Raw genomic sequence first — 18,904 nt, 5'->3', positions numbered from 1 at the left:
AAAACGTCAAAAAACGATCGGTGCGGCCGTCTGAACGCTGCGCACGCCTTATCAGGCGCAGAGAGTAAAGGTTAAGGCTATGCTTTATCTGACTTTACTTAACTCAAACCGGAGGCGTTATGGCGGTACGTAGAGGCGGTGCCGGCAATTTTGCGGAAAATCCAGAGCGGGCTGCAGAAGCTGGCCAAAAAGGTGGCCGTATAAGCGGTGGGAACTTCAAGAATAACCCAGAGCGAGCCCGTGAAGCGGGCAGAAAGGGAGGGCAGATCAGCCGGAAAGGTGCTCCTGAGCGCAAGGTTTCCTGAAATAAGTTGCTGAAGACCCGCCCTGGCGGGTCTTTTCATGCCCTGCGTAAAAGGGTTGTTATGTTTAATGTGGCAGAGCTTCCCTGTCACTGTCATTTTGACGTTCGCTTTTCGCTCACAGGCGACAACCCTACACATCCCCTGGCTTAATGAAAATATTTCCCCGAAGCGTTACTTATTCAAAAATGCCTCAACCGCGCTGGAGAACCGTTCTGGCTGATCGAGCATGATAAAGTGAAAACTGTTATCAATACGCGTGAAATGAATATCCGGTGCAGAGACATAAGCTTGACGGTACATTGCATCCACGCCGGCGGCAGACACCCCGAACAGGGTATCCCAGGCGTAGACGAGCTCAATCGGCGCTTTAATGCGAAAAAGCTCCGGACGCAAGTCGGTAATCATCAATTCATACACCGCATCGGCAACGGTTTTGCGATCGGAATTGATCCCCGCAGCGACCAGAACAGGCCTCACCGTCTCGGTTTTTGTTAAGCGAGCTACGGATACCTTCTGAGACGCCATCCTTTGCTCTGGCGACTGCGCGAGTAGCCAGTCTCGCGTAGCGGTGGCCTGACTCACAGCCTTTTCACTGGTCGCCGCAGGGTCAATCATTAACGTATAGAACGGCAAGGCATCGACAATCATCAGGCGACCAACCTGGTCGGGATGGCGGGCACCCAGCATCAGGGCAATTTCCCCGCCGAGAGAGTGGCCAATAATCGCCGGTGCGTTGATTTGCTGGGTGCGGATGTATTCTGCGATGGCGTCAACTGCCGGAGCAATAACCTTTCCATCTGGGTTAGAAATGGCTGGCGTGCTGGCAAAGCCCGCCAGTTCTACCAGATGAATGCGGTGGCGCTTACGTAAATCTGCTGCTAAACCGGCCCAGACGTCGCGTGACGAGGCCAGTCCTGGAATCAATATCACATCCGATCCTGAGCCTTGCGTCTGTACAGAGATACGCTGCGAGTCTGGTTGTTCTGAAACTATAGCCGGTGACTGAGCTGTGGACGCCGAAACGCAGAGTGACGTCAGTAAAAGCGTTGATACGAATGTGGTACAGATATTTACGGTATGCATCATACTTCCTTGTTTACGCTAAGCGGTATGAGAGTAACAAGCACCGCGCTCGGCCGCGAGTCGCGAATGCATTGGCGTAATGGCCAGTCTTTGATAGTAAGGTCCGCTTTTCGCTCATAGCGGAAGATGTTTTGCGCCTGTCTCTGTTATCAAACGCTGGACTGAACAGCCATAAGCGTCCTTTTTCGTATCCATCCACTGCCCGCCCGTATTGCCAGCCAGTAAGCGGTCATTTTCAGCTGTGTAGCTCGATCCGGACAGTAAATGAACGTTTCAGTTCGCAACTCATGTTGCCCTTCTTTGATTTCCGTTAGCCGATAGCGCAGTAAAAGCTTTGCGCTGCCTGGAGTGACAGGCGCCAGATAAGCGTCAGTATCCGGCACGTTTTCCAGGCCGAAATCTGGACGCCAGAATTGTCCGCGCAAGCCATAGCAGAGCTCGGATGCTGACTTTTCCAGGAGAGTAAAACTGTTCAGGCCAAAGTTTTTAACCGACTGGGATGGTCTATTACGCCGAAATTTTGCGGAATTTGTCGCACAGACATTAATAGTCGGATGACGGCGTCCTGCTGAATATCGAATCCTGCCACTAATGGCAGAATTTTTTCAGGCGAATACGTTTTGATGACGGCCTGATGTTTTTCATAAAACTGAAACTGTGGCAAAAAAATAGGGATATTCTGCCATTGAGTAAGTGCTCTGCTTGTAACGAATCCGGGGTTCAGCATGTGACCTCCTTGTTATTATTTCAGCTTAGTCAGAGTAACAGATGCCTTTTCACAAACAAGAACCTGCAGAAGATCTTGTGATTTTTAGAAGCGTTTACGCCAGTAATGCCTGATGCCAGCTATAGAGAAAAAAGCCCTGCACGTATCTTCTGCATGTGGTTGGAACATAATGTCCGCTAATCGCTCATAGCGGACTTTAAGCGTTAGCAGGGATTTCCCTGACCATTTGCCATCAGGGTGTTGATGGGGACAAACCCCGGCAGGTAGCCGTAACTCAGCTAAGAGAGAAAGTGGAAAGACGGCAAGGATGCATGCAAAGCCAGGAATCTTTTGACTGCTTAATCAGTCATTTGTTGCTGAAGGCAGGACGATAAATTTTTATCATACCCCTGAAAAAAACGGCCCTCCTAGGGCCGAAATTTGGTGGTAGAGTCTATTTTGTTTTTGTACTGTCTTCACATTTTGGTACTCATTTTCTTTGCCACAAGCACAGGCGGCTAAAAAATAAATTTATTTACGCTTAGCTCACATACCGGTTAAACAGCCGCCATTTCTTTAGTTTGTGCATATACAGTTAAAGCCCCCCGGCAGAAAACCTGAGGTCACTATGTCTGAACGTCCCGATCCTGATTATGTAGAACCGGTGCCTGATGATGCTGAAAGCCCGGCTTATCGTGATGAAGACGATGAGGAAGAAGAACAAGACGAAACAGAGGACAAAAATCCTTTCCATGAAGATGTCGATTTCCCGAATCCAGCGAAAGATATCTAAGACCGCCTCCGGGCGGTTTTTTACTGACGTCTGTAATGCCTCTGTGAGGCCAGGGTAATTCCTTGCGTTGAAATAAATCCGCAGCAACAGACGGGAAACATAAACACAAAATCATCAGGCAGTATGGAAGCTGCCGACAGCCGTTTTACATATTTCTATTCGAAGATTAAATAAAAAGGCTGTTGTGCCAGTTAAACGGCGCGGCTTATCGCCGCTCCGGTCCCCGGTGGCCACAACTTTTCGTGACCAGCCCGCTGCAGGGGGTGACCTTGCCGTTGTCATCAGACCTCAGCTGGCAGGCTCCGAACGCCACGCTAACCGGCTCTGCCGGTTAGTGCACCAGAGCTGACGAACGGGCAGCGGCGGGAAGCCGGAGGGGGCCATCGTGCTGTTCATGCTTTCAACCTTTCAACCTTTAAAGAAAGGGAAATCAAGAAGCAGCTGCAGCCCAACAGGAAGCAGAAAGAAGGCAGGGAGACAGCGTCCATGAGAGAGAAAGCGAAGGCGAAGCGGTCGACCGGTGCGTCAGCACCGGCTTTCCCCGGCCCGCAAGGCCGCCAGGCTTTTAGCTGCAGAGGAGAAGCCGACACATAATCTCCTGCAAAGAATATGCGCTCTGTATGGTAGCTTCCTAGACTGAAGAACTTTCGCAACCGGCCAAAGGGTTGGTGAAAGATACAGTCAGATATCAGAGCGGTACGGGCGGGTGAGAATACAGTTGATTGCAGGGTGTCAGCCTTGCGCTTATTTAACAGAAACTGCGGTATGCGAACTGATAATATGGTAGCTAAATTGTGATGTCCGCATCTGACCATATACATGTCCGTGCTATAGCCTCACTCCAGCGATCATTGCTTTCAAAGGATGAGACACGGAATGGAGTTTTTTTCGATGAACGATGTGAACCGACTCGGGATCCTTCAGGACGTGATTGACCGGCGTCTTACTACACGTCCCGCGGCCAGCCGGCTCGGTACATTTATTTATGCTTGGGCAATGATAGATGCTTACAAAAAATAGCAATAATAAATTTCCCTGCAGAATGTGATGTTGGGCCATGTACATGAATTCTGTTTTGATGTGGCTCAAACTTACCATGCCATTCACAATAATGCGTGGTTTTGTTAATAACAATCTCTCTTTCTTTTCGACATTTTTCATTTTTTCTAACATCTGGTTTTTCAGGCGCTACACATAATCCTAAGGCTTGGAATCGTTCTTCAATTAGTTCATTGGTTGGCTTCTGACCTATTGTTGAATTAATTGTATCGCTAATATGTATCGCAGGAGGTGGAGCGGAATAAATCCAATTACCATAATCGTTGAATATTTCTAAATATTTTTTCAGTTTTTGATAAACAGAAGAATAGCCGCCCTCAAACGAGTCTATTCCGTCCCAGACACCTTTGAAGAAATATAAATCAGGATACAGATGGCTTGAAAGAATATGTAAGTTTTCCTTGGTATCCCTTACTGTCGATAATGCACACTCTCTCCAGAATGTTAAATTGCTTTTTTCAGAATTAACAAAGTAAATTTCTAATTGCCCATATGTTGACGAAACCGGAAGCTTTGATTTATCCCTGAGTGATATACAGGCGAAAGGGGTATTGTTAATCAAGTTATGATAAGCATAAGCATAAGCATAATCAAGTCCGACAATTGTACCAGAACTATCACTGACATCACTTTTTAGAAAGGTAGGGGGCCATAAATTTTCCACATCCTCATAAAAACATCCACGATTTATATATGACGCTAATTCATCTTTGATTCCCTTGTCGATTTCAGCTGATTCTGGAGAACAAAGGAATGTCCAAAGATCCATTCCCCTACATACTTTTTTGCTCTGAAATTCATTTCCGAAAAAGAAATCTTCTCCACGTTCCTTAGCGATATATAGTCTATCTAGGAAGTTTTATAAAATATTAGCAATTTCCGGACATGAGAGATTTATAAAATCCCAGTCAGATGAATCAATAACGAATGACATTTTATATTCTGCTCCGTCTAAATTTACCGAGAGTAGCTGTATCTATTTGGTATTGATCGAAGAAAGAGTTTGGCCATCCAGATAAACCGCCATATTCAGTAAAATGTAACTCAGTAATTGATGGTTCTTTTGCGTTATTATCAAAAAATAAAACATTTGCATCTTTATGTGAAATGTTATTTTTAGCTGCTATAGATTTTCTTATACCATTAAGGACATGATCTGAGTGAGTCTCCACTAAAACCTGAACCCCTTTCGCAGATAACCAACCAATATACTCTCCAATTTTTGATTGGCCAGCAGGATGCAAATGAGCCTCTGGATTTTCAATTATAAGCAGACCATTCTCTTTAATCACTAAACCTGCAAGAATTATTGGTAAAACATATGTTACCCCAAACCCCATATTTGAAGCTTTAACCCACTCCCCATTTTCAACTTTGAATTGTAGTGAGGAAGATGTATTAGAGCCATATTTTTCTGAGCGTACTTTAATAGGTCTAAAAATTTCAGAAAGCCATTTTTCCAATTGGTAATTCAAAAAAACAGCTTCATTTTCTGGGGTGTCAGGATGAGTTCTGGAGGCATAATTAATAGGCATTAAACCAATGCTATCTATAAGCTGTGCACAATATTCCCCTCTAATTCCAAGCTCTAGTTCTTGATGATGCTTTGACGTGAATTTATATTCTGTTTTTGGGCCAAATCGTTCCGCTGACAAATATATAAATGATCTATTTCCTGTAATAAAATGCTCTCCAGAGTAAAAATACTTCACATCCAAATATAAAGAAAATAAATTTGAAGATGTAAATTTGAACTCACCATGCACTCCATTATTAAATTCAAGGGAGATATCAATCTCTTCCTTTCCGTTACGCCAGTTCATTATATCTTGTACTGTCCCAAGATCAACGCCATAAGCGGTGTCTAATGGTACTGTATTGTGACCTTTAGAAGCTTCATGAGATAACAAAATTGCTTGAATAAATGATGATTTACCTGCACCATTTAATCCAGCTAAAATTGTTAGATTTTTTAGTGGAAAGGTTTCACAAATGAATCGCTTGAAACCTTCAATCTTCACTGTTTTAATCATTAAGTATACTCTTTAACTCATTTATTGGTTTGGTTAATCTTGCTATTACCGCGCTAGGTGATCCGGTGCTCACAGTTACAGACTTCAGATAGTTTTCATCTTTGAATAGCTCAAGTAAGGATTGTTTTACTTCCTCTTTCTTATCTAGAAGTTTGTTATAAGAAAATAAAGACAAAGCGATACTTTGAGATTCAAAAATAGCTCTATTTATAGGTCCTCGTTTTTTACCTTCCTCTATTCTTCGAAATGCGTTATCGCCAAGAATATCATATGCACTTTTCATTGACGATATGAAGTTTTGATAAAGTAAACCTAACTCATCGTCACTAATAGGGGCTAGATCTGACTCCTCAGATTTTTTTCCATCAAGCCGACGTGTGAAATCAATCAAAAAACGGTCTAAGCTTGCATAATTTTTATACTCATCAATAGAAGTCATTTTGAATGCGCAATACCGTAAGACCAGCTCCTGATTAGTCATACGTCCGCTATCGCGTACTTTTATACCATCAACTGAACTCCAAAAATTCCAGCCGGTAGCATTATCAAAAAATTCATTCTCTGAAAGTAATTTCAAATATTCTCTTGCACGTGAGGTGCTCATAGCATGTCTTATTTCTTGCGGCTTGAGCGGGCTACCTAAAGTATTTACCCTGCTAAATATATCGTATTTAATACCATTGGGTGTTGATGGTTCTATTACATGAACTACAATTTGAGTAGCCCTGAAACGCCTCAATTCTAGAGAAGGAAGATTTTCAAAATTAATTCCATCTAAATGCTTAAGATACTCTAAATGTTGGGATTGCAATGAATATAAATTATTCATGAAAGAAGATATAGTACTTAATCTTTGCACTCCATCGACTATCTGAAATGATCCGTCAGATTCCTGATTGAAATAGAAAGCTGGCAAAGGAATACCTAATAATACTGATTCAATCAATCTAATCTTTTGTTGAGTGCTCCAGACGTAATCACGTTGGAAGTCGGGTGAGAGATCAATATCCTTATCGTTTATTTGGTCCACTACTTCACGTAGAGAAAAATGCTTTGTTGTAATTCTTATTTTTTCAGGATCCCAAGGATGTGCAGATGGAGAATCATCAAGTTTCTCCATTTCGACTTTCAGTTCTTTGTCTATGGGTACTACAACATTAGCGTTCGCTTCGTCAAATTGTTCATCAGCAATCATTTTTTATCTCACATAACTAAGCTTGTATTTTACATTATATCTTTAAAAAGTTGCTCTGGAAAACCCGTGTATGATTTTGTTCTAAAACATCTAAAATTTTCTTTTCTACTTACTAAAATGTATGTTTGAATAAGTAGTTTTACCAGAACCAATCAGGCAGGAGATAGTCCGGTCAGATTTCAGCCTGTAGCCAGGCGGCTCACCCCATCAGACTCAGGGCCAGCATGACTGACTCTGTCAACAGCAGCGTCATTCCGTGCAAATTGTCGCTTTACTCTACAGAAACTCTAGACGTGTTCGCTCTGGTTGCTATTAACAGCAGCTCCTCACTGAACCCGGCACAGTCCTACCTGATTGGTCTGTCGTCTGCGCCAGCTTGCAGACGATGAAGTCATTTCTGAACATCATTGCGGGCATGCCCGGCTTTACCTCTCAGCACAGCTGCGCCAGGGACAGCCTGCGCAGTCACTATATTCGCGGCCTGCTGGAAATGCTACAGGCCAACGGCAGGGCACTAACCACCATCAATACCGAGCTGCTTTTGCTGTCTACTCACCCGTAGCCGTGACGAAATATTACTGCTATTCTGACCATCATTGTCGTTGAGAACGTCACTGAAATATTTAAAGCTGTTCGTATAAGCTGCAATGCCTTCACGATGTTTTCATTTACCCTCTCGCCTGCCAGAATGCCTGCTGCAACGACAGCGTTTCCTCTTCAACCTCCTGAACCGGCCCGATCAGCACAATATCTTTCTGCCCGTGCGCAAATACCGACGAGGCTGGCAGACTCATGGTGGGATTTTCATGATGGTTGCCGGTGCACGCCAGCAGGCGCGCTTCGCTCATGCCATACACCACCCGGCCGATATTCGCCCAGTAGATTGTGCCGGCGCACATGCAGCACGGCTCGACGGCGGTATAGGGGTCCGCTTGGAAAACGGAATCTATGGTCACTCCCGTTTTTGCAACACCGATTTTGACGACAAGTTGGCTTGCTTGAATCTATCCGGCGTCTGAATGGGATTTTATTCCCGCGCCTTGATGAGTTCCGCGCCTGATGAACCTCCAGAAAATATACGGCTTCAATGAGCCTTTCCGTTTTACAGGTTCCTCAACAGGCCGGTGGGCCGTTAGTATCATCAATATCAGTATTCGCAAAACCAGATCAGTAATTCTTTAAACCGGTGTATTTCTGCCGTTATGCTACATAAGTTTGCTGTCGTGCCGTTAGGGCCCAGGCTATTCTGGCCAGCTTGTTTGCCAGAGCACAAGTGACGACAAAGTTGCTTTTCCGGCACAGTAAATCCCTGACCCAATCGGCCAATTTGCCAGACTGGTGTTCCAGTTTTTGTATGAATACCCTGGCACATTGAACCAACAAAGTTCGGATCTTTTTATTACCTCGCTTACTAATTCCCAGCAATGTCGTCCTACCTCCCGTGCTGTACTGCCGAGGTACAAGCCCTGTTGCCGCCGCAAAGTCACGGCTGCTGGCGTACTGCTTCCCGTCGCCAATCTCAGTTGAAATAGTACTCGCTGTCAGTGTTCCGACGCAGGGAATGCTCAGCAAGCGCTGTCCAACCTCATCTTCGTCCAACTTTCGTTTCAACTGGGATTCCAAATCTTTAATCTGCTCAACAAGATAGTGATAATGCTGTTGTAATTTCAGCAATAACTGGCTGAGGTAAAGAGGCAAACTATTGTCCTCAAGAAGGGTACTCAGTCGGCTAATAACGGCAGCTCCTCGGGGAACGCTAATGCCAAATTCCAGCAGAAAAGCATGCATTTGATTGGTTGTTTTTACCTTATCCTGAACCAGGGATTCACGGACACGATGCAGAGCCCGCATTGCCTGCTGAGATTCCGTTCTGGGCTGCACAAAACGCATAGACGGACGCGATGCAGCTTCACAAATAGCTTCGGCGTCGACAAAGTCGTTTTTATTGCTTTTAACGAACGGGCGGACAAATTGTGGTGATATCAGCTTTGGGGAATGCCCCAACTCTTCCAACTTGCGTGCCATAAAGTGAGAACCGCCACAGGCTTCCATTGCGATGGTTGTAGCGGGGCATGTCGCCAAAAATTCGATCAACTTTGGCCGGGTAAATTTTTTACGGTAAACAGCCTTCCCGCGACGATCCTGGCAATGAATATGGAAAGAGTTTTTACCCAGATCGATACCAATGAGCGCAATGTTTTCCATGATAGTTCTCCGAATGAAAGCCTGTCCTCAGCATAATACCGGGAAGGAGGGAGTGACCATCTCATTAATTATCCCACGCTAAGACTGTTTTTTGTACAAAGCGGTATCGACTGTACGTAATGAGCGGTATTTTCCGGATCCCAGCTTAAGATTATTACGCCAGACGTAATCTCCACTCAGATTGATATGTTCCCAGCCCAGGGGAGAAAGATGAGAGACCAGTTGCTCATTTATCGGGATACCCTTTCGTTTTAGTGACTCAATAGCTCTTTCTATATATACCGTGTTCCACAACGTGATCGCTGCTGTCAGTAATGTCAGCCCGCTGGCGCGATAACTCTGATTCTCCAGCCCACGATCCCTTATTTCACCCAGACGGTGCAAAAAGACCGCTCGCGCAAGGGCATTACGGGCCTCACCCTTATTCAGCCCCGCCTGCACGCGTCGGCGCAGACCGGGATCACGGAACCAGTCCAGCATAAATAGTGTCCGTTCGATGCGGCCAATCTCTCTCAGCGCTTTGGCAAGTCCATTCTGTTTTGGGTAACTGGCTAACTTTTTCATCATCAGTGATGCGGTGACTGTCCCCTGCTTAATCGAGGTTGCCAGGCGCAATACCTCATCCCAGTGCGACTCAATGTCTTTGATATTCAGGCAGGTTGTTGATATGACAGACTGAAGCCCCGGATAGCGCTCGGCCTTTCCATGAATAAACAGCCGCTTGTCATGAAGATCACGGATCCTTGGCGCAAAAGCGAATCCCAGCAGGTGCATCAGGGCGAAAACATGTTCAGTGAAGCCTGCGGTATCGGTGTAATGCTCGGTAATTTCCAGATCGCTTTCATGGTACAGCAGGCCATCAAGCACGTGGGTTGAGTCGCGCACCCGGCTGATCACTTTGGCGTAGAACGGGCTGTATTGGTCTGAGATATGCGTATAAATCTGCACGCCCGGCTCCTGACCATATTTAAGATTGACCTGACCGGCATAACGTCCGTGACTGCCTACCCGAAAGTTCTGCCCGTCTGACGACGATGTTGTCCCGTCGCCCCAGAATGCGGCCAGAGGCCGCTCTTTCTGTGCGTTGACCAGCTCGGCCAGTGCCGCTGAATAAGTTTCATCCCTGATGTACCATGCCTGAATACCTTCGAGTGACGATCTTGTGGCCCCAGGGCAGGATTCCGCCATTTTTGTCAGCCCAAGGTTGATGCCGTCAGCCAGAATGGTGGTCAGCAACAGTCTTCCGTCTTTTGGTCTGACGTTATTATTTTTGAGGTGCGCGAAGTGACGCGTAAATCCCGTCCAGCTATCAACTTCTTCCAGTATCTCCGTAATTTTCGGATGGGGAAGCATGCCATAAACCAAATCTGCAAAGGGCGAAACACCTGAAGGAACGCTGTTCTCCAGTGGAGTGATTTTTACGCCTTTATCTGAGATATCTACATCGGGCAAATCACCGGCAAGCGCCATCGCGTTAACTTCTTCCAGCCGAGATGCAAGAAGAGTCATACGGGCCTGAAGGTATGCCTGGCTATCGGTCTGAACGGCCAACTGTAACTGGTCATTATGTCGGGATTTCTCAAACTCAGCAGTCGGGATGAGATAATCATCAAAATTTTTGTAGCGGCGCGATCCTTTTACCCAGATATCACCGGAACGTAATGCACCCTTGAGTTCATTCAGTACGCAAAACTCGTAGTACTTGCGGTCGATGCCTGAAGGCGTGAGCACCAGTTTTCGCCAGCTTTCAGGGATAAACCCTGTTGGCGCTGATGGCGGCACTTTACGAAGTTGTTTACGGTACATTTCCGTTATGGTGTCCAGCGCATCGCTGAGCGCCTGCGCCGCAGGTGTCGCCATGAACTGCAATGCTGACAGCATACGCGGGGCATATTTACGCAACGTACTGTATTTTTCGGTGATCAGATGAAGCGCGTCGAAATTGCCCTTACGGGAAAGAAACCGCGTTTCTTCCACGCTGTTGATGAATTCCTGCCAGGGAAGGACATCTTCTATTGCAGTCCAGGGATCTTCCCCGGATTCTCTGGCGTTAAGTAACGCCTGCCCGACGGTAACGTACTGCTTCAGCTTGCTCTGAATAAGCTTTCCCGTTTGCTGGAGCCGTTCGGCCTGCGTGCGTTTTGCCCTGCTGAACAGACTACCCAGGATACGCTCGTGCAGATCAATCACTTCGTCAGTCAGGGTGGCCCTGGCCTCTGTTATTATACAAACCAGCGTAGCGTAACGTCTGACATCGGTGAATTTTGCCAGGTCCCTGCTGCTCATTTTCCGGCCCTCACGCGCCAGTTTAAGCAACCTGTTCTGGTGAACGGAAAGTGCAATACCATCAGGCAACCCCAGCGCAGCGATGGAATTAAGCCGGTCGATATGTTGCAGCACATTTTTACCGTTTATTTTACCCGGAGGCTGTAGCAGCCATGCCAGACGGGAAGGTTGTTCACCCTCTGATATGAGCAGGCTGTCGAGTGCTGATTTATGCTGCTTTTCCAGTTGCGCGGTAAGTGTCGAAAATACCGATCTGTTAGCGAGCGTGACGACTTCGGCAAGCGTCCGTTCGATCACTTCAACAGAAGGGAAAATAACATTATTGTTATGTAGCCAGCTGAGCATTTCTTCCGCCAGCATAAATCCTTTGTCAGTTCGCATGGCATAGGGGTGCAGATGACGGATACAGTCTTTTTGCATTGACCGGCTGAACGGGGATAGTTCCAGGTAGCGATAAAGTTCGGTCAGATGTTCCCAGCGGGTTTGCTCTCTGGATGCATATTCCGGCCATAAATCAGGCTGAAGTTTCAGTCGGGAAGCAACCCTGGATACAACGCCATTGTGAGGAGCACTGCTTTTGTCCGGAATAAATCCAGGTCCACGCAGATAACAGAGTAATACAGCAAAGCCCAGGCGATTCGCTGGCCTTCGGTGCTTATTAATGAGCGCAATATCCGGTTCGTTCAGAAAACACATTCGGGTCAGAATAATTTCATCATCTGGTATAACCAGTAAGCGTTCCTGCTCTTCGCTGCTCAGTATCTGTCGCCGTGGCATAAATGCCTCCCTCGCGTATAGTTTTCATCTGTTATTTGTTCGCTGTGACCGAAACCGGTCGGTTTCGTACACCACTTACAGCACATGTCCGAAACTTAGTGAAATTAATTTCGGACACACGTTATAATTCGGACACCCATTTCGTACGGAAAGTTTCCCATGTCACGTGTTTTTGCCTACTGCAGGGTCTCAACTCTGGAACAGACCACAGAAAACCAGCGTCGTGAAATTGAAGCGGCGGGTTTTGCCATCAGATCCCAACGACTTATTGAGGAGCATATCAGTGGCTCGGTTGCTGCCAGCGAACGCCCCGGATTTATCCGGTTGCTAGATCGCATGGAAAATGGGGATGTACTGATTGTCACCAAACTTGACCGTCTGGGTCGTAATGCGATGGATATCCGAAAAACAGTAGAGCAACTGGCGGCTTTAGATATTCGCGTTCATTGTCTCGCACTCGGAGGCGTTGACTTGACCAGTCCGGCCGGAAAAATGACTATGCAGGTAATTTCTGCTGTAGCGGAGTTTGAGCGGGATTTGCTGCTTGAGCGAACGTATTCAGGTATTGCGAGGGCAAAAGCGGCTGGAAAACGCTTCGGTCGCCCCCCCATCCTGAGCGAGGAACAAAAGCAAACAGTGACAGAGCGCCTAAATGCTGGCATCAGTATCAGTGCTATTGCCCGGGAATTTAATACCACCCGCCAGACTATCCTTCGGGTAAAGGCTGGATTGCTGCAAGAGTGAGCGGCTGGGAAGATTATAAAAAAAATCAAATGGTTATTATGAAATAAAACAGCCTGCTGGGTTCTTTCCCCCCTATTTTTTATAAAAGAGTAGACAAAAGAGGTTCGCGATATTAATCTACCAACTAGATGGTTTGTACTGATTACACCAGCTATACCTTTTATCAAGAAATTACAGGAGCCATTATGTCTACTACCGTTAAACCTTCTGCAGACGCAGCTGCGATCCACAATACCCGTGAAGCAGTTCGCAGCCAGCCTGGCCTGGGTAACCTGACTTTCCAGATGAAAGCCCGTTCCAGCGGCGGATTAACCGTTCGCACAGAGACCGGCGCCACAATCCAGAACGGCGTTATCGATACCAGCCGTGTGGGGAAATTTTCTAATATCGGTGATGAACCCGCAGGTTTACTCGGCACCGATACCGGCATGAGCCCGACTGAATACATCATGCAGGCGCTGGCTGGCTGTTATACCGCCACCCTTACCATGATGGCTGCTGAAAAAGGGATCGACCTGGACGGTATCGAGCTGGATCTTAATTTCGATATCAACCTCAACGGCTTCCTTGGGCTGGACAGCAACGTGCGTAAAGGTGCGAAATCTATTCGCGTCGATGTTCACCTTACGAGCAAGACCGCCAGTCGCGAGGAGTTAGAAGCGCTGGTCAGCGAAATGCAAAAGAATTCGCCAATCCACGATACTCTGGCTAATCCGGTTGAAATGATTACACGCCTGGCGTGATGTCAGAGATGTAATGCTGCCATTCAGAATGCAGGATGGCAGTGACGTTCAGCTCTGCACGATACTGAGTCAGTGATACAACTTGCTACGGAAAAATAGCAACAATATAATCTATCAACTAGTAGATTATATGGAGTAATTATGACAACCATGACACGGGAACGGCTGCTCAGCGAAGCAGAACACCTGATGCGCGAAAAAGGGTATTCAGCATTCAGCTATGCTGATTTATCAAAAATAGTGGGTATCACCAAGGCCAGTATTCATCACCATTTCCCGACCAAAGATATTCTGGGTGAGCAGGTGGTAATACAGGCGTTCTCTGATACACAACGCGTATTTGAGCAGATAGAGGCGACTGAGAAAAGCGCGGAGAGGAGAATTGCGGCTTACATCGATATCTTCGCGCAAAGCCATAAAGCTTCGCTACTGCCACTGTGTTGTGCGTTGTCAGCAGAGACCGCCAATCTGCCTCAGGCAATTACTGTACAGACATCACTTTATTTCGATATGCAAATCGAGTGGCTCACAAAAGTCGTCAGGGCGGGCATGGAGTCAGGTGAGTTTTCATCCCATGCCGAACCATCAGATATTGCTTTGATGATCATTAATGTCTGTGAAGGCTCAAGCGTAGTGGCGCATGCAACGGCCAGACCCGAAGTCTTCGCCAACAGCCTTAAGTATATAAAACTGCTTCTTAATACCCCTCATTCAGGAGAATGACACTATGCTGGACTGGAACAACTATCGCTCAGAGTTAATGCAACGTTTAGGCGAGTTGGGCAAACTGACCCCCGAGACCATGAAAGGCGTGGTTGCCCTGGGCAACGCAGGTAACAAAACTGACCTTTTGGGCGCAAAAGTGCGTGAACTCATTGCCCTGGCGTGCGCAGTCACAACCCGCTGCGACGGCTGTATTGCTTTTCACGCCGACGCCGCTGTGAAAGCCGGTGCAACCGACGCTGAAATTGCTGAAGCGCTGGGCGTGGCGATTAACCTCAACGCTGGCGCGGCGGTCATTTATTCAGCCCGCACTCTGGATGCCGTCGGTCAGGCACGCGGTTAAGCATTAATAAATTCCACGTTAAAAGGGCATTACTGCCCTTTTTTTATGTCCGCAATAGCCTGAGCATATACCGATGCAGGTTTCACACCCGGTATGCGTTTAACTAATTGCCCTTCATGAAATATCAGCACAGACGGCAGCCCCCAGATCTCGTATTTGGTTGTCAGCACCGGCGCCTGATCTACATTGACTTTCCCCACCTGAATATCTCTATCGAGCCGGTCTGCAAACTGACTGAACATTTCTTCGCTGGCCTGACAGGGCGGACACCAGGGTGCAGAGAAACGTACCACCGATATTCCTTTGTACTGCTCTATCTGGCGGAAATTATCTTCGTTATAAGCTGTTAATGTACGCATGGTGATGACCTCGCAAAATGAGTGACAATTCAGAAATGGCTGCGTTATGACAAAAAAATACGACACAGCCATTGACCTTCCTACTAGATGGTTGGTATATTGCCACCCATCAGATGTTTATGCAACTCCAGTGCGCGACGTCCAGTCGATGATACTGCCGGGCTGTGCAAATCCCTGCCGGGATACTCCTTTTTGTTTTTTGTGAGGTATACGATGAGTAAGCTTTTCACCCCCTACAATCTGTCTGGCCTGGCGTTAAAAAACCGTGTAGTCATGGCACCGATGACCCGCACCCGCACCATGAATGACGTGCCGGATGAGGTCGTGGCTTTGTACTATGCACAGCGTGCTTCTGCTGGCCTGCTCATCACCGAAGGGATGCCGGTTTCAGAAGAAGGCCGGGGTTACCTTTATACCCCTGGTATCTACAACGACGAACACGTCCAGGGCTGGCGTAAGGTGACACAAGCGGTTCACGCCAAAGGTGGCCGTATTTTCGCGCAGCTCTGGCACGTCGGCCGTATGTCTCACGTCTCTCTTCAGCCAGGCCACATAGCGCCGGTTTCAGCGGGCACCGTTCAGGCGGTCAATACCACCGTTTTTGCGCTGACCGAATCCGGAGAACCGGGCCCGGTTGTACCAAGCCAGCCACGCGCGCTGGAAACGCATGAAGTTAAACGCATCACTGCAGACTTCGTGCACTCCGCACGCCTGGCGATGGAAGCCGGCTTTGACGGCGTGGAAATCATGGCGGCAAACGGATTCATCTTTGACCAGTTCCTCAGTAGCGAACTGAACACCCGCACCGACGAATACGGCGGCTCGGTGGAAAATCGTCAGCGTTTCCTGCTGGAGACCATTGACGCCGTGGCGGAAGCCGTGGGTAACAGCCACGTTGCCGTGCGCCTGTCACCGTTCGGCCGCATTTATGACCTCGCGCCGTATGAAGGTGAAGAGCAAACCTGGTCAGCCATCACCGACGCGCTCGGTCAGCGGGAACTGGCCTACGTACACCTTTACTATCAGCCGGTGTACACCAAAGCGCCACTTCCGGAAGGCTTCCGCCGCCGTTTTCGCAACACGTTTAAAGGCACCATCATCGCTGCCGGCGGTTTTACCCGTGATATCGCAGAGCAGGCTCTGGAAGATGATGAGCTGGATCTGGTGGCATTTGGTGTGCCCTACATCGCTAACCCGGATCTGGTTGAAAGAATGCAAAACGGCTGGCCACTGGCAGAAAGTGACCGCGCCACCTACTACGGCGTCAGTGGTTCCCCGGAAAAAGGCTATACCGATTACCCGGTCTGGCAGGCGCAATAAATCCCATACGGTCGCGGTTCTCTGATAAGTGAGATCCGACCGCCCAACGTCTTTGAGGAATCATTATGCAAACGCTGAAACCCACCCTTACCATCGATATCTGGTCAGATTTGGTCTGCCCGTGGTGCTGGATTGCTAAAAAAAGATTTGAACAGGGTCTGAATCGCTTTGAATTTCGCGACCAGGTGGTGATCCGCCATCACAGCTACCGTCTGGCCGGTGGTACTCCCGCGATGCCTTTTAAGGATGCCATCGTTAAAAAGCTGGGCAGTCAGCATTCAGCGGAGCTGATGATGAATCAGGTGGGCACCGCCGGTAAATCTGAAGGTCTGATCTACAACTTCGACGGCATGATGTTTGGTGATACAGAAGATGCACACACCCTGCTGGTTGCCGCGCGTAAGGCCGGAATTGCGGACGCGGTGGAAGAACGTTTTTATCATGGCAGTATCACCGAAGGTCGCTCTCTCTTTGACCGTCAGCAGCTCGTTGCCATGGCCGTAGAAGCCGGTATGCCGAAAGCTGACGCTGAAGCCGCCCTGGAAAATGACGATTTTCGCGCCACCGTTTCCGACGATGAAGCCCACGCACAGTCTATTGGCCTCAGCGGCGTTCCGGTTTTTGTGATGAACGAAAAATATGCCATCAGCGGGGCTCAGGCAGCAGATAACTTTTTGAATGCCCTGCGTCAGGTCTGGGATGAACAGCAAACCGAATTTTCAGCCACTGCGGGTCAGACCTGCGGAACGGATGGCTGCAGTATTTAATCCGTCAACCGCCGGCAGTTTCACGCTGCCGGCAACGTCTTACCCACCAGTAATGGAGTCAGAAAATGAACACTTTTTTCAAAGGTAAAAAACTGCTCGTCGTCGGCGGTACCAGCGGCATGGGCCTGGCCGTGGCACGCATGGTACTGGAAGCGGGCGGCAGTGTCGTGCTGACCGGGAATAAAAAAGACAAAGCCGAAGCGGTGCAAAAAGAACTGAGCCCTCTGGGACCGGTTGCGGTCATCGCGGCGAACCTGATGACCGAAGAAGGTATGGAAACTATCCGTCAGGAAATTAATGCTCACCATCGCGATATCAGCCTGATGGTGAATGCCGCCGGTATCTTCATGCCCAAAGGATTTACCGAGCACAGCTTTGCCGATTATGACATGTATCTTTCGCTGAACCGAGCCACGTTCTTTATTACACAGGATGTCGTGAAGAACATGCTCGCCGCGAAGCTCGAAGGGTCTATCGTCAACGTCGGTTCGATTGGTGCTCAGGCTGCACTGGGTGACTCGCCGGCCTCGGCCTATTCAATGGCAAAAGCGGGTCTGCATGCCCTGACGCGTAATCTGGCGATTGAGCTGGCCAGCGCGGGTATTCGTGTCAACGCGGTGTCTCCCGGGATTGTTCATACGCCGATATACGAAGGCTTCATGGACAAAGCGGATATCGCAGATGCTATGAAGTCGCTGAACGATTTCCACCCGCTGGGACGCGTCGGAACTGCCGAAGATGTGGCAAACACTATTCTCTTCCTGTTGTCTGACAAAACCTCATGGGTGACGGGCGCTATCTGGGATGTCGATGCGGGCATCATGGCGGTCAGACGATAACCCCGTGACGCTGGCATAAGCCGCCCCTTAAGGGCGGCATTTTTTTGTCGCCAGACATGTCATCAGCAGGCTTCACTAAGAATATTCACGACCTGTTCATCCGTGCCTTTTGTGTTCCCGGCACAGGGTGTTATGCCGGGTTCTGACGACATCCTGACAGGACAAAACGGCCAGAGAGAAAGGGGTTATACACGATGAGGAGCCGGTAACGGAGAGTGATTCCCCTTTAAATAATCCGTGGATCACCATCGCAAACTGCACGGCACCAAAAAGTAACAGCGCACCTGCCCCGGTATCGAGATGGATATAGGCGACAGAGAAGAGCACTGCGTACACCATGAGGTAAAATCCGCTCAGCGGACGGCACAGCGATAATGTAGTTTTTGCGTGATAAAACAAGAAAGGTGACAGGACGAGTGCACCACTGGCCAGCCTGAGGCTGCTGAATGAAAGGGGATCAATGTGGCCTCCCTGCAGGGCCAGACGGCACAGAATAGAGTTTGCAGCAAACGCCAGCATTGCCAGGGATATTTTAAGAATGAGCGCGCAATTGGCCATTCAGTGAGACCTCATAAAATTCTTGTAAACTACCATCTAGTTGGTAGTTTAGCGTAAGTGATCACC

General features: G+C 48.1%; 18 protein-coding genes and 2 pseudogenes. 10 read left to right on the top strand and 10 right to left on the bottom strand.

Annotated features, from left to right (window positions below):
- Positions 1-119 precede the first annotated feature (119 nt).
- Entirely contained in the window at positions 120-305 is a 186-nt protein-coding gene (locus tag MHZ97_RS15850) for a general stress protein (RefSeq protein WP_239314988.1), read from the top strand.
- 171 nt (positions 306-476) lie between these two features.
- Here the strand turns inward: MHZ97_RS15850 and MHZ97_RS15845 are convergent, their stop codons facing one another.
- Together MHZ97_RS15845 and MHZ97_RS15840 are read right to left on the bottom strand one after the other, a co-directional pair.
- Positions 477-1,235: an alpha/beta fold hydrolase gene (locus tag MHZ97_RS15845; protein ID WP_239314987.1), complete on the bottom strand. Its 759-nt coding sequence runs from the start codon at positions 1,233-1,235 to the stop codon at positions 477-479.
- 302 nt (positions 1,236-1,537) lie between these two features.
- A pseudogene (locus MHZ97_RS15840) lies at positions 1,538-2,115 on the bottom strand (hypothetical protein).
- A 607-nt stretch (positions 2,116-2,722) separates the two neighbouring features.
- Between MHZ97_RS15840 and MHZ97_RS15835 the strand changes: the two are divergent.
- Entirely contained in the window at positions 2,723-2,887 is a 165-nt protein-coding gene (locus tag MHZ97_RS15835; RefSeq protein WP_239314986.1) for a hypothetical protein, read from the top strand.
- Between the two features lie 979 nt (positions 2,888-3,866).
- Here MHZ97_RS15835 and MHZ97_RS15830 read toward each other — a convergent pair.
- The 3 genes from MHZ97_RS15830 to MHZ97_RS15820 form a co-directional block, all read right to left on the bottom strand.
- Positions 3,867-4,715: a hypothetical protein gene (locus tag MHZ97_RS15830; protein WP_239314985.1), complete on the bottom strand. Its 849-nt coding sequence runs from the start codon at positions 4,713-4,715 to the stop codon at positions 3,867-3,869.
- Between the two features lie 166 nt (positions 4,716-4,881).
- On the bottom strand, positions 4,882-5,979 hold the full coding sequence (locus MHZ97_RS15825; protein ID WP_239314984.1) for a DUF3696 domain-containing protein: 1,098 nt from the start codon (positions 5,977-5,979) through the stop codon (positions 4,882-4,884).
- Positions 5,972-7,174: a DUF262 domain-containing protein gene (locus MHZ97_RS15820; RefSeq protein WP_103797209.1), complete on the bottom strand. Its 1,203-nt coding sequence runs from the start codon at positions 7,172-7,174 to the stop codon at positions 5,972-5,974. The genes MHZ97_RS15825 and MHZ97_RS15820 overlap by 8 nt, the downstream gene beginning before the upstream one ends.
- 385 nt (positions 7,175-7,559) lie before the next feature.
- On the opposite strand from MHZ97_RS15820, the gene MHZ97_RS15815 reads away from it, so the two are divergent.
- A complete protein-coding gene (locus MHZ97_RS15815; protein WP_158253405.1) occupies positions 7,560-7,736 on the top strand; it encodes a hypothetical protein in 177 nt (58 codons plus the stop codon).
- Positions 7,737-7,842: 106 nt separating this feature from the next.
- Here the strand turns inward: MHZ97_RS15815 and MHZ97_RS15810 are convergent, their stop codons facing one another.
- From MHZ97_RS15810 to MHZ97_RS15800, 3 genes are all read right to left on the bottom strand, one after another.
- Entirely contained in the window at positions 7,843-8,130 is a 288-nt protein-coding gene (locus tag MHZ97_RS15810) for a hypothetical protein (RefSeq protein ID WP_239314983.1), read from the bottom strand.
- Between the two features lie 244 nt (positions 8,131-8,374).
- Positions 8,375-9,379, bottom strand: a complete 1,005-nt coding sequence (locus MHZ97_RS15805) for an IS110-like element IS4321 family transposase (RefSeq protein ID WP_022542389.1) — start codon at positions 9,377-9,379, stop codon at positions 8,375-8,377.
- A 78-nt stretch (positions 9,380-9,457) separates the two neighbouring features.
- Positions 9,458-12,442: a Tn3 family transposase gene (locus tag MHZ97_RS15800; RefSeq protein ID WP_021242989.1), complete on the bottom strand. Its 2,985-nt coding sequence runs from the start codon at positions 12,440-12,442 to the stop codon at positions 9,458-9,460.
- Positions 12,443-12,601: 159 nt separating this feature from the next.
- Between MHZ97_RS15800 and MHZ97_RS15795 the strand changes: the two genes are divergently transcribed.
- From MHZ97_RS15795 to MHZ97_RS15780, 4 genes are all read left to right on the top strand, one after another.
- Complete coding sequence (locus MHZ97_RS15795; RefSeq protein WP_012695450.1) at positions 12,602-13,186, top strand: recombinase family protein; 585 nt, start codon at positions 12,602-12,604, stop codon at positions 13,184-13,186.
- Between the two features lie 185 nt (positions 13,187-13,371).
- On the top strand, positions 13,372-13,929 hold the full coding sequence (locus MHZ97_RS15790) for an OsmC family protein (RefSeq protein ID WP_000108589.1): 558 nt from the start codon (positions 13,372-13,374) through the stop codon (positions 13,927-13,929).
- Positions 13,930-14,070: 141 nt separating this feature from the next.
- Positions 14,071-14,652, top strand: coding sequence for a TetR/AcrR family transcriptional regulator (locus tag MHZ97_RS15785; RefSeq protein ID WP_000210409.1), 582 nt, complete (start codon positions 14,071-14,073; stop codon positions 14,650-14,652).
- Between the two features lie 4 nt (positions 14,653-14,656).
- Entirely contained in the window at positions 14,657-14,995 is a 339-nt protein-coding gene (locus MHZ97_RS15780) for a carboxymuconolactone decarboxylase family protein (RefSeq protein ID WP_000888080.1), read from the top strand.
- A gap of 29 nt (positions 14,996-15,024) precedes the next feature.
- Here MHZ97_RS15780 and MHZ97_RS15775 read toward each other — a convergent pair whose 3' ends face one another.
- On the bottom strand, positions 15,025-15,354 hold the full coding sequence (locus MHZ97_RS15775) for a co-chaperone YbbN (protein WP_002431133.1): 330 nt from the start codon (positions 15,352-15,354) through the stop codon (positions 15,025-15,027).
- 213 nt (positions 15,355-15,567) lie between these two features.
- Between MHZ97_RS15775 and MHZ97_RS15770 the strand changes: the two genes are divergently transcribed.
- The 3 genes from MHZ97_RS15770 (at position 15,568) to MHZ97_RS15760 (ending at position 18,280) form a co-directional block, all read left to right on the top strand.
- Positions 15,568-16,674, top strand: a complete 1,107-nt coding sequence (locus tag MHZ97_RS15770) for an alkene reductase (protein ID WP_006687059.1) — start codon at positions 15,568-15,570, stop codon at positions 16,672-16,674.
- Between the two features lie 65 nt (positions 16,675-16,739).
- A complete protein-coding gene (locus MHZ97_RS15765; protein WP_001194072.1) occupies positions 16,740-17,441 on the top strand; it encodes a DsbA family oxidoreductase in 702 nt (233 codons plus the stop codon).
- Between the two features lie 65 nt (positions 17,442-17,506).
- Positions 17,507-18,280 carry an SDR family NAD(P)-dependent oxidoreductase gene (locus MHZ97_RS15760; RefSeq protein ID WP_004729618.1) on the top strand — a complete coding sequence of 258 codons (774 nt, stop codon included), beginning with the start codon at positions 17,507-17,509 and terminating at the stop codon, positions 18,278-18,280.
- 210 nt (positions 18,281-18,490) lie between these two features.
- Here MHZ97_RS15760 and MHZ97_RS15755 read toward each other — a convergent pair.
- Positions 18,491-18,838, bottom strand: a pseudogene (locus MHZ97_RS15755) (EamA family transporter); the annotation flags it as partial.
- Positions 18,839-18,904: the final 66 nt, after the last annotated feature.

This window comes from Pantoea sp. ACRSC, from assembly GCF_022346785.1.
Lineage (GTDB): Bacteria > Pseudomonadota > Gammaproteobacteria > Enterobacterales > Enterobacteriaceae > Pantoea > Pantoea alvi.
The sequence above is the reverse complement of the archived record's forward strand: the minus strand, read 5'-3'. Positions and strand labels throughout refer to the sequence as shown.

Coding starts and splice junctions, on each gene's coding strand:
- MHZ97_RS15850 (WP_239314988.1), top strand. CDS start 120: ATGGCGGTACGTAGAGGCGGTGCCGGCAATTTTGCGGAAAATCCAGAG.
- MHZ97_RS15835 (WP_239314986.1), top strand. CDS start 2,723: ATGTCTGAACGTCCCGATCCTGATTATGTAGAACCGGTGCCTGATGAT.
- MHZ97_RS15830 (WP_239314985.1), bottom strand. CDS start 4,715: ATGGATCTTTGGACATTCCTTTGTTCTCCAGAATCAGCTGAAATCGAC.
- MHZ97_RS15825 (WP_239314984.1), bottom strand. CDS start 5,979: ATGATTAAAACAGTGAAGATTGAAGGTTTCAAGCGATTCATTTGTGAA.
- MHZ97_RS15820 (WP_103797209.1), bottom strand. CDS start 7,174: ATGATTGCTGATGAACAATTTGACGAAGCGAACGCTAATGTTGTAGTA.
- MHZ97_RS15815 (WP_158253405.1), top strand. CDS start 7,560: ATGAAGTCATTTCTGAACATCATTGCGGGCATGCCCGGCTTTACCTCT.
- MHZ97_RS15805 (WP_022542389.1), bottom strand. CDS start 9,379: ATGGAAAACATTGCGCTCATTGGTATCGATCTGGGTAAAAACTCTTTC.
- MHZ97_RS15800 (WP_021242989.1), bottom strand. CDS start 12,442: ATGCCACGGCGACAGATACTGAGCAGCGAAGAGCAGGAACGCTTACTG.
- MHZ97_RS15795 (WP_012695450.1), top strand. CDS start 12,602: ATGTCACGTGTTTTTGCCTACTGCAGGGTCTCAACTCTGGAACAGACC.
- MHZ97_RS15790 (WP_000108589.1), top strand. CDS start 13,372: ATGTCTACTACCGTTAAACCTTCTGCAGACGCAGCTGCGATCCACAAT.
- MHZ97_RS15785 (WP_000210409.1), top strand. CDS start 14,071: ATGACAACCATGACACGGGAACGGCTGCTCAGCGAAGCAGAACACCTG.
- MHZ97_RS15780 (WP_000888080.1), top strand. CDS start 14,657: ATGCTGGACTGGAACAACTATCGCTCAGAGTTAATGCAACGTTTAGGC.
- MHZ97_RS15775 (WP_002431133.1), bottom strand. CDS start 15,354: ATGCGTACATTAACAGCTTATAACGAAGATAATTTCCGCCAGATAGAG.
- MHZ97_RS15770 (WP_006687059.1), top strand. CDS start 15,568: ATGAGTAAGCTTTTCACCCCCTACAATCTGTCTGGCCTGGCGTTAAAA.
- MHZ97_RS15765 (WP_001194072.1), top strand. CDS start 16,740: ATGCAAACGCTGAAACCCACCCTTACCATCGATATCTGGTCAGATTTG.
- MHZ97_RS15760 (WP_004729618.1), top strand. CDS start 17,507: ATGAACACTTTTTTCAAAGGTAAAAAACTGCTCGTCGTCGGCGGTACC.